The sequence below is a fragment of the Mesorhizobium sp. M7D.F.Ca.US.004.01.2.1 genome, assembly GCF_003997785.1.
In the GTDB taxonomy this organism is placed as follows: domain Bacteria; phylum Pseudomonadota; class Alphaproteobacteria; order Rhizobiales; family Rhizobiaceae; genus Mesorhizobium; species Mesorhizobium loti.
The window spans coordinates 1-8,323 of the sequence record NZ_RZRQ01000258.1 but is presented as its reverse complement, the minus strand read 5'-3'; the positions used below and the strand labels follow the sequence as shown (position 1 = coordinate 8,323).

Genomic DNA, 8,323 nt, shown 5'->3' with positions numbered 1-8,323 from the left:
GTGTTGAACCGATGCTTTTGGCGCTTTCGATGGAGCTGGCACTCAAAGCGTGGTTCGTCTTCGACCACGACGATCCAAGAGTTGTCAAATCGCACAACCTGATGAAGCTGTTTGATCGCCTAAAGCCCGAAAGCCAAGAGAAACTCGACGCTGAGTTCAAAAGGTCAGTGGTCCCGTATCATCCCAATGGTTTCTACATCGGCTACAGCATTCGTCACATTCTGCATCAGCACCAAGATGCCTTCACCGACTGGCGCTACTTTCACGAGGCGAAGAAATCGATGATGTTCGATCAGGGTGCTTTTGAGGCAACGCTCGAAATGGTGCTCCGTGAATTCGAGAAAAGATATCGCATTGAGCGGGTGAAGCCGCTTTGGCCATCCTGAATGCAGTCCGGATCGGGGGCTCCCGATGCGGCATTGAATGCTCGTTTCGAGCGGTAGCTTCGGGCAGGAGCTTTCCGTGCCGGAGCGAAAGGCTAACGACCGCAACCGCCTTCGCCCGCTCACCCCTGAAGGCAAAAGACGCCGCCCCCCTCAGTCCTTCGCGCGCTCCACATAAGCCCCATCCGCCGTCATCACCACCACGCGGGTGCCTGGCGCGATGTGCGGCGGCACCAGGGTGCGCACGCCGTTGGACAGCACGGCCGGTTTGTAGGAGGACGACGCCGTCTGGCCCTTGGTCGTCGGCTCGGTTTCCACCACTTCGAAGGTGGCGCGCTGCGGCAGCACCAGGGAAATGGCAATGCCGTTGAACTGTGACACCTGCACGGCCATGCCTTCCAGGAGGTAAGGCGCCATGTCGCCGACCACGGCTTCCGACACCGCGACCTGGTCATAGCTTTCCGGGTTCATGAAATGAAAGCCTTCGCCGTCGCGATACAGGAACGTGTGTTCGCGCTCTTCCACATAGGCGCGCTCCACCTGCTCGGTGGTGCGGTAGCGCTCCGAAACCTTCACCCCGTCGCCGATGCGGCGCATGTCGAGCTGCGTCACTGGGGTGCCCTTGCCTGGATGGATGTTTTCGGCAAAGAGGATCACATAAAGCTTGCCGTCCTTGTCGACGACGTTGCCTTTGCGGAGCGAACTGGCGATGACTTTCACCACGGTTTTAAATCCTGCAAGAAGAGTTGACTGGCATTTGCCGGCTTGTGCGGCGCTGGATGGGGGCCTACCGCATCTTGGCCGCCGCCGCCAGCCCCATTCCACCATGATCTGAGCCCCATGACCGAAGCTTCGCCCTGGTGGACGCCGCATGTCCATGCCGACCGCCGCCCGCGGCTGATGCTGCGCAATGCCATCGCCGCCAGCCTGCGCGACTGGTTCGCCGCCCATGATTTCGTCGAGGTGGAAACGGCGGCTTTGCAGATCTCGCCCGGCAACGAGGCGCATCTTGCGGCTTTCGCCACGCAAGCGGTCGGGCCTGACGGCGCGCGGTCGCCACTTTATCTCCACACCTCGCCGGAATTCGCCTGCAAGAAGCTGCTCGCCGCCGGTGAAGTCAGGATTTTCAGCTTTGGCCCGGTCTACCGCAATCGTGAGCGGGGCCCCTTGCACCATCCCGAATTCACTATGCTCGAATGGTACCGGGTGGGCGAGGCCTATGAGAGCCTGATGCTGGATTGCGCCGCCTTTCTGGCGCTGGCCGCGACGAGGGCAGGGGCGAATCTTTTCTCCTTCCGGGGCCGCGACTGCGATCCGTTTGCCGAGCCGGAACGGCTGACGGTGGCCGATGCCTTCACCCGCCATGCCGGCATCGACCTGCTGGCCACGGTCGCCGCCGACGGCGGCACCGACCGCGACGCGCTGTACGCCGCTTTGGACCAAGCCGGCTTGCGCACCGCGCCCGACGACAGTTGGGCCGACCTGTTCAGCCGGGTCATGGTGGAAAAGGTCGAGCCCTTCCTCGGGCAAAGGCGGGCGACCATCCTGTGCGAATATCCCGTGGCCGAGGCGGCACTGGCGCGGCCGAACCCGCGCGACCCGCGCGTCGCCGAGCGCTTCGAGCTCTATTGCTGCGGTGTCGAGCTCGCCAACGGCTTTGGCGAATTGACCGACGCCAAGGAGCAGCGCCGGCGCTTCGTCATCGAGATGGACGAGAAACAGCGCATCTATGGCGAACGCTATCCGCTGGACGAGGATTTTCTCGCCGCCCTCGCCATCATGCCGCCGGCCAGCGGCATCGCGCTCGGCTTCGACCGGCTGGTGATGCTGGCGACCGGCGCGCAGAAAATCGAGGATGTCATCTGGACGCCGGTCGCCTGACGCGCGGGAAGATCTGGCCCATTCGATTTCAGGGACGAAGGCTGGACCCTGACCCCGAACCAAGAGACCACATGATCGGTACGGGATTTCAAGGTCAATCGGGAAGATCCAGCAGTGGCAGCACAGGAAACCGTTGAAATCGCCATTGTCGGCGCGGGCGTGGTCGGGCTGGCGACGGCGCTTCGCCTTGCCGAGGAGGGCCGCGAAGTGTTGCTCATCGACCCCAATGAGCCGGGCTCCGGCGCCTCATCAGGCAATGCCGGAACGATCGCCGAATACGCTTGCATGCCGGTCGGCACGCCTGCCGTGCTGCGCGCTTTGCCAAACCTGCTGCTTAATCCCGACAGCCCGTTTTCGCTGCGCTGGCCGGCAGCGATTGCCGGACTGCTGGCCGGCGCCTTGCCGGCCTGGGAGGAAATGGCCGGCCAGGCCGGCCTGGAGGATCTGCTGCGACGCAATGGCTGCCTCTACCTCTATCGCCGCGAAAGCGATTTTGCCGCCGGGGCCGGCGGCCGGGCCATGCGCGCCGGCTTCGGCATTCACCAGGAGATTCTGACGTCCGACGAGGTGGCAGCACTCGAGCCCGGCCTGCCGGCGAGCGGGGCGCGTGGGTTGTACTTCCCGGATTCGATGAATGTCACCGACCCGAAGGCGGTGATGCAGAGATTGCTGGGCGCGGCCACCGCCCGTGGTGTGTCAGTGAGGCAAGCTGAGATTGCCGGGTTGCAGGTCGAGGCAGGCGGTGTCCGGCTCAGCGGCCCCGGTTTTCGCATCAAGGCGGGTACGGTGGTGATCGCCGCCGGTGCGCGGTCGCGCGCGCTGGCTGCGCAAGCCGGCGACAGGATTCCTCTCGAGACCGAGCGCGGCTATCACCTGGAATTCCGGACCGATGCGCCGCTGCTGACCCGGCCTGTCTGCCCAGTCGATCTCGGTTTCTACCTGACGCCGATGACCGGCCGCTTGCGGGTCGCCGGAACCGTAGAGCTCGGCGGGCTCGCCGCGCCACCAAACCCGCGCCGGCTGGCGCTGCTCGATCGTGGCGTCAGGCAATTCTTCCCCAAGCTCGGCCCGCCTTCATCGGAATGGCTCGGCTTCCGGCCGTCCCTGCCGGATTCGAGACCGGTCATCGGCCCTTCGCATGGCAGTTCCCGGGTGATCCATGCTTTCGGTCATGGCCATCTTGGCCTGACGCTCGCCCCGATCACGGCACGGCTGGTCGCCGACCTGATCGGCGGACGCGGCGATCCAGCGCGCCTCGCACCGTTTGCAGTGGATCGTTTCGGTCGCTGATCAATCGGTGCCTGCGTCCTGGTTTAGTGCGCGAAAACCTGCTCCAGCGAGCGAAAGCCCTTGAATTCCAAGGCATTGCCCGAGGGGTCGCGGATGAACAGCGTCGCCTGTTCGCCGGGCTCGCCCTTGAAGCGGACCATCGGCCGTTCCAGCCAATCGATGTCGTCGCGCGCCTCCAGCCGCGTCGCCAGGCGCTGCCAGTCGTCCATCAGCAGCACGGCGCCGAAATGCGGGATCGGCACGGTGATGCCGTCGACCTTGCCGTCACTGGGAGCCTGTGCGGCCTGCGGCCGCAGATGCGCCGACATCTGGTGGCCGAACAGGTCGAAGTCTACCCAGGTGGTTGACGAACGCCCGATCGCGCAGCCCAGCACCTCGCCATAGAAAACGCGGGTTTCATCGAGATCACGGACCGGAAAGGCAAGATGGAAGGGTGTCATCGAAAATGCTCCGAGCAGGCTGGGGACCGATTTTGCGTCACAGGGTTCGCGATTTGAACCGTCGCCCCGCATTTTGATTGAAGCCTATGCCATTGCACAAGCCGGACCGGAACAATAGATGGGTGGACAACGGCCAGACGCCGGCCGCACCAGCAGGATTTCAGGCATGACCGATATATCAGACGCAGCAAAATTGACCGACCGCGTCGCGGCTCTGGTCGAGGCTGCCAAGAAGGCCGGTGCCGATGCCGCCGACGCGGTGGCCGTGCGCGGCCGCTCGACCGGGGTGTCGGTGCGTCTCGGCAAGGTCGAGGGCACCGAATCGTCCGAGAGCGAGGATGTCGCGTTGCGCGTTTTCGTCGGCGGTCGGGTGGCGAGTGTCTCGGCGACGGCGGCCTCGGATCCGAAGGTGCTGGCCGAACGCGCCGTGGCGATGGCGAAAGTGTCGCCCCAGGATCCCTATCAGGGGCTGGCCGACTCGGCATTGCTCGCCAAACAGACGCGCGATCTCGACCTGTTCGATGCCACCGAAGTGTCGGCCGACCAGTTGAAGGAGGCGGCACTTGCGGCGGAAGCGGCCGCCCTTGCCGTCAAGGGCGTGACCAATTCGGCCGGCGCCAGCGCCGGTGCGGGGCTGGGTGGCCTGGTGCTGGCCACCTCGCACGGCTTCCTCGGCCACTATATCGGCTCGCGTTTCTCGCGCTCGGCCAGCGTCATTGCCGGCGAGGGCACCGGCATGGAGCGCGACTATGAATTCTCCTCGCGCCAGCATTTTGCCGACCTCGACGCGCCCGAAGACATCGGCCGCAAGGCCGGCGAGCGCGCCGTGCGGCGCATTGGCGCGCGCAAGGCGGCGACCGGGCCGATCGACGTGGTGTTCGACCCGCGCGTCGCGCGCGGCATCGCCGGCCATCTTGCCGGCGCCATCAACGGCGCCTCGGTGGCGCGCAAGACGTCGTTCCTGCGCAACATGATGGGCAAGCAGGTGGCCGCGTCCGCCATCACCGTCACCGACGAGCCGCTCCGGCGGCGTGGCCAGGCCTCGCGTCCGTTCGACGGCGAAGGCGTTGAGGGCGAAAAGCTGTTCATGGTCGAGAAGGGCGTGCTCAACCACTGGTTCCTGTCGACATCGGCCGCGCGCGAGCTTGGTCTGACCACCAATGGGCGCGGCGCGCGCGGTGGCTCTTCCGTGACGCCATCCTCCACCAATCTCGCCATAGAGCCTGGCGAGCGGTCGCCGGAAGAGCTGATCAAATCGCTCAAGACCGGCTTTTACGTCACCGAGGTGTTCGGCCAGGGTGTCGACATGGTCACCGGCGAATACAGCCGTGGCGCGTCCGGCTTCTGGATCGAGAATGGCGAACTGGCCTATCCGGTCGCCGAGGTCACAATCGCCTCGAACCTGAAGACCATGTTCCTCAACATGGTGCCTGCGAGCGATCTCGACCGCAATTTCGGCACCGCGGCACCGACGCTCCTGATCGAAGGCATGACCCTTGCCGGAGCATGACCTGACCACTGCCGGGGCCACTGAAGACTTGCCGCTGCTGCGCGATGCCGCCCGCGAGGCGGGGGTCATCGCCATGCGCTATTTCGGCAGCAAGCCGCAAGTCTGGATGAAGGGTGGCACATCGCCGGTCAGCGAGGCGGACCATGCCGCCGACGCCTATCTGCGCGAAACGCTGCTGGCAGCGCGACCGGACTATGGCTGGCTTTCGGAAGAAACAGTCGACGATCCGGTTCGGCTTTCGGCACGCCGCACCTTCGTCGTCGACCCGATCGACGGCACGCGCGGTTTCCTGGAAGGCCAGCGCACCTGGTGCGTCAGCGTTGCCGTTGTCGAGCGAGGCCGCACCCTGGCCGGCGTGCTGGAATGCCCGGCGATGGAGGAGACCTATTGGGCGCTGCCCGGCCAGGGCGCCTTCCGCAACGGCAAGCGCATTGCAGTGCGCGAGCTGGCGGATACGGCTGAGATTTCCGGGCTGAAGCAGTTGACCGACCTGATGCCGGCCGAATGGCGGGCGCGGCTGAAGCGGGCGCCCTACAGCCCCTCGCTCGCCTATCGGTTGGCCATGATTGCCAATGGCGCGCTGGATGGCACTTTCGTCAAACCGAACGCGCATGACTGGGACATTGCGGCGGCCGATCTCATCCTGCGCGAGGCCGGCGGCCAGTTGCTCGACCAGCGTGGCCGCGCTCCGCTCTATGCCGGCGAGGTGACCCGCCACGGCGCGCTTGCCGCCGGCAGCGGTGAATTGCTGGCCGTGCTCGCCGGCGTCATCGCCGGGCTGGATGCGTGAAAGCGTTTTCCTAAGCGAGGTGAATTCATCTCGCTCTAAAGGTTCCAAAGTCGGCGGCTTTGGTCTAGACCTGTCACAAACTCACGATATGTGAAGGACCGACATGGCCGCGGAAGACGGAAAGAAACAGCTTTTGCATCTGGTGTTCGGTGGCGAACTGAAGAAGCTTGGCGGCACCGATTTCCGCGATCTCGACGGGCTCGACATCGTCGGCATCTATCCGGACTATCAATCCGCGCACACGGCCTGGAAAGCCAAGGCGCAAGCCAGCGTGGACAACGCCCACATGCGTTATTTCGTCGTTCATCTGCATCGCCTGCTCGACCCCGACAACAAGGCTGCCGGTTGACTTCGATGGAGCATGATCTGGCGAAAGGGCCAGCGAACGAGGCCGCGCCCACGGGCAGGGGACGCAGCCGCACGACCAAGGCCTTCTGGCGCAAGATTCGCCAACCGCTGGCGCAGTCGCGATTCGTCAAGAACGCCATCGCCAGCCTGTTCGCCCAGTTCGTCCGGTTCGTGCGCCTCACCAATCGCCTCGTCGAAGGATCGGCGCGGTTTTCGGGCGGGGCCTATACCGAGTTCGAGCCTGGCATCATCGCCCTGTGGCACGGCCAGCATCTGCTGACGCCAGCCTACTACCCCAAGCGCAAGCCGCTCGTCGCCATGGTGTCACGCAGCGCCGATGCCGAGCTCAACGCGCTGATGCTGGAGAAATTCGGCATCGAAGCGGTGCGCGGCTCGGGTGGGCGAGAAAATGCCAGGCACCTCGACAAGGGCGGGGCAAAAGCACTTATCGCCCTGAAAAAGTCGCTCGGTGCCGGCAAGAACGTCGCCATGATAGCAGACATTCCGCACGGTACGCCGCGAGACGCAGGGCTTGGTATCGTTCTCCTGGCACGGCTCTCCGGTCGGCCACTGCTGCCTGTCGCCATCACCACCAGCCGCCGCAAGGTGCTGGAGAAGAGCTGGGACAAGACCACCATCAACCTGCCGTTCGGCCGCTCGTCGATCGTTATCGGCACGCCGATCTTCGTGGCGGCCGGCGCCGATGAAGCCGAAATGGAGCGCAAGCGTCAGGAAGTGACCGTCGCGCTCAATGCCGCGACCGCCGAGGCCTACCGTCTCGTGGATGCTCCGCGATGAGCGGTCGCTGGGCGCGAGCCATGCTGTCGGCATACCGTTTCGCGGGTGCGGCCGCTTATCCGCTGGTCGGACCCTATGTTGCCTGGCGCACCTCGCGCGGCAAGGAAGACCGCTACCGCCGCCGCGAGCGCTATGGCGTCGCCGGCCGCGCGCGCCCCGAAGGGCCGGTGATCTGGATTCACGCAGCGAGCGTCGGTGAGACAATAGCCGTCGTGCCGCTGGTCGAAAGCATTCTCGACTATGGTGTCAACATCGTGCTGACGACCGGCACGGTCACCTCGGCGCAGGTTGCCGACGAGCGGCTCGGCGATCGCATCATCCACCAATATGTGCCGCTCGACCTCAAGCCGGCGGTCAGCCGGTTCCTCGATCACTGGCAGCCGGATCTGGCGATCATCGCCGAATCCGAGATCTGGCCGATGACCATCCTCGAGCTTGGCGCGCGTCGCGTGCCGCAGGTGCTGGTCAATGGCAGGCTGTCCGACCGCTCGTTCAAGTCGTGGAAGAAACGGGCCAACATCGCCGAGGCGTTGTTCGAGAACCTGGCTCATGTGGTGGCGCAGTCGGATGTCGATGGCGAGCGGTTTCTGGCGCTCGGCGCGCGGCCGGTCACCGTGTCGGGCAACCTCAAGGTCGACACGTCGCCGCCTCCGGTCGATGAACGGGTGCTGGCGACGCTGCGGCGGCAGATCGGCCCGCGCCCGACCTGGGCGGCGATCTCGACCCATGATGGCGAGGAGGTGGTCGCTGCCGAGGTCCACGCGACACTGCACAAGCGTCACCACGGTCTTTTGACGATCGTCGTTCCACGCCACCCTGACCGCGCCGAGGCGCTGGCGACGCAGATTTCCGGCATGGGCCTGAAGGTCGCGCGGCGCAGCAA

General features: G+C 65.1%; 10 protein-coding genes. 8 read left to right on the top strand and 2 right to left on the bottom strand.

The window, feature by feature from the left end:
* A partial coding sequence (locus EN993_RS26510) for a hypothetical protein (protein WP_245468971.1) occupies positions 1-386 on the top strand: 386 nt, incomplete at its 5' end.
* A 150-nt stretch (positions 387-536) separates the two neighbouring features.
* Here EN993_RS26510 and efp read toward each other — a convergent pair.
* The gene (efp, locus tag EN993_RS26505) at positions 537-1,106 is read right to left on the bottom strand and encodes an elongation factor P (protein ID WP_027038615.1); all 570 of its coding nucleotides are present in this window, start codon (positions 1,104-1,106) and stop codon (positions 537-539) included.
* 117 nt (positions 1,107-1,223) lie between these two features.
* On the opposite strand from efp, the gene epmA reads away from it, so the two are divergent.
* On the top strand, positions 1,224-2,264 hold the full coding sequence (gene epmA, locus EN993_RS26500) for an EF-P lysine aminoacylase EpmA (RefSeq protein WP_127265240.1): 1,041 nt from the start codon (positions 1,224-1,226) through the stop codon (positions 2,262-2,264).
* A gap of 114 nt (positions 2,265-2,378) precedes the next feature.
* The gene (locus tag EN993_RS26495) at positions 2,379-3,554 is read left to right on the top strand and encodes an FAD-dependent oxidoreductase (protein ID WP_127265239.1); all 1,176 of its coding nucleotides are present in this window, start codon (positions 2,379-2,381) and stop codon (positions 3,552-3,554) included.
* A gap of 23 nt (positions 3,555-3,577) precedes the next feature.
* Here EN993_RS26495 and EN993_RS26490 read toward each other — a convergent pair whose 3' ends face one another.
* On the bottom strand, positions 3,578-3,994 hold the full coding sequence (locus EN993_RS26490) for a VOC family protein (protein ID WP_126068712.1): 417 nt from the start codon (positions 3,992-3,994) through the stop codon (positions 3,578-3,580).
* 166 nt (positions 3,995-4,160) lie between these two features.
* On the opposite strand from EN993_RS26490, the gene EN993_RS26485 reads away from it, so the two are divergent.
* The 5 genes from EN993_RS26485 to EN993_RS26465 all read left to right on the top strand — a co-directional run.
* On the top strand, positions 4,161-5,504 hold the full coding sequence (locus tag EN993_RS26485; RefSeq protein ID WP_127265238.1) for a TldD/PmbA family protein: 1,344 nt from the start codon (positions 4,161-4,163) through the stop codon (positions 5,502-5,504).
* Positions 5,491-6,294, top strand: a complete 804-nt coding sequence (locus tag EN993_RS26480; protein ID WP_127265237.1) for a 3'(2'),5'-bisphosphate nucleotidase CysQ — start codon at positions 5,491-5,493, stop codon at positions 6,292-6,294. Before EN993_RS26485 ends, EN993_RS26480 begins: the two co-directional genes overlap by 14 nt.
* A gap of 103 nt (positions 6,295-6,397) precedes the next feature.
* Positions 6,398-6,643, top strand: coding sequence for a DUF4170 domain-containing protein (locus EN993_RS26475; RefSeq protein WP_056593794.1), 246 nt, complete (start codon positions 6,398-6,400; stop codon positions 6,641-6,643).
* A 5-nt stretch (positions 6,644-6,648) separates the two neighbouring features.
* Positions 6,649-7,440: a lysophospholipid acyltransferase family protein gene (locus EN993_RS26470; protein ID WP_109663161.1), complete on the top strand. Its 792-nt coding sequence runs from the start codon at positions 6,649-6,651 to the stop codon at positions 7,438-7,440.
* Positions 7,437-8,323, top strand: an 887-nt coding sequence (locus EN993_RS26465) for a glycosyltransferase N-terminal domain-containing protein (RefSeq protein ID WP_127265236.1), incomplete at its 3' end; no start/stop codon positions are given. The genes EN993_RS26470 and EN993_RS26465, both read left to right, overlap by 4 nt.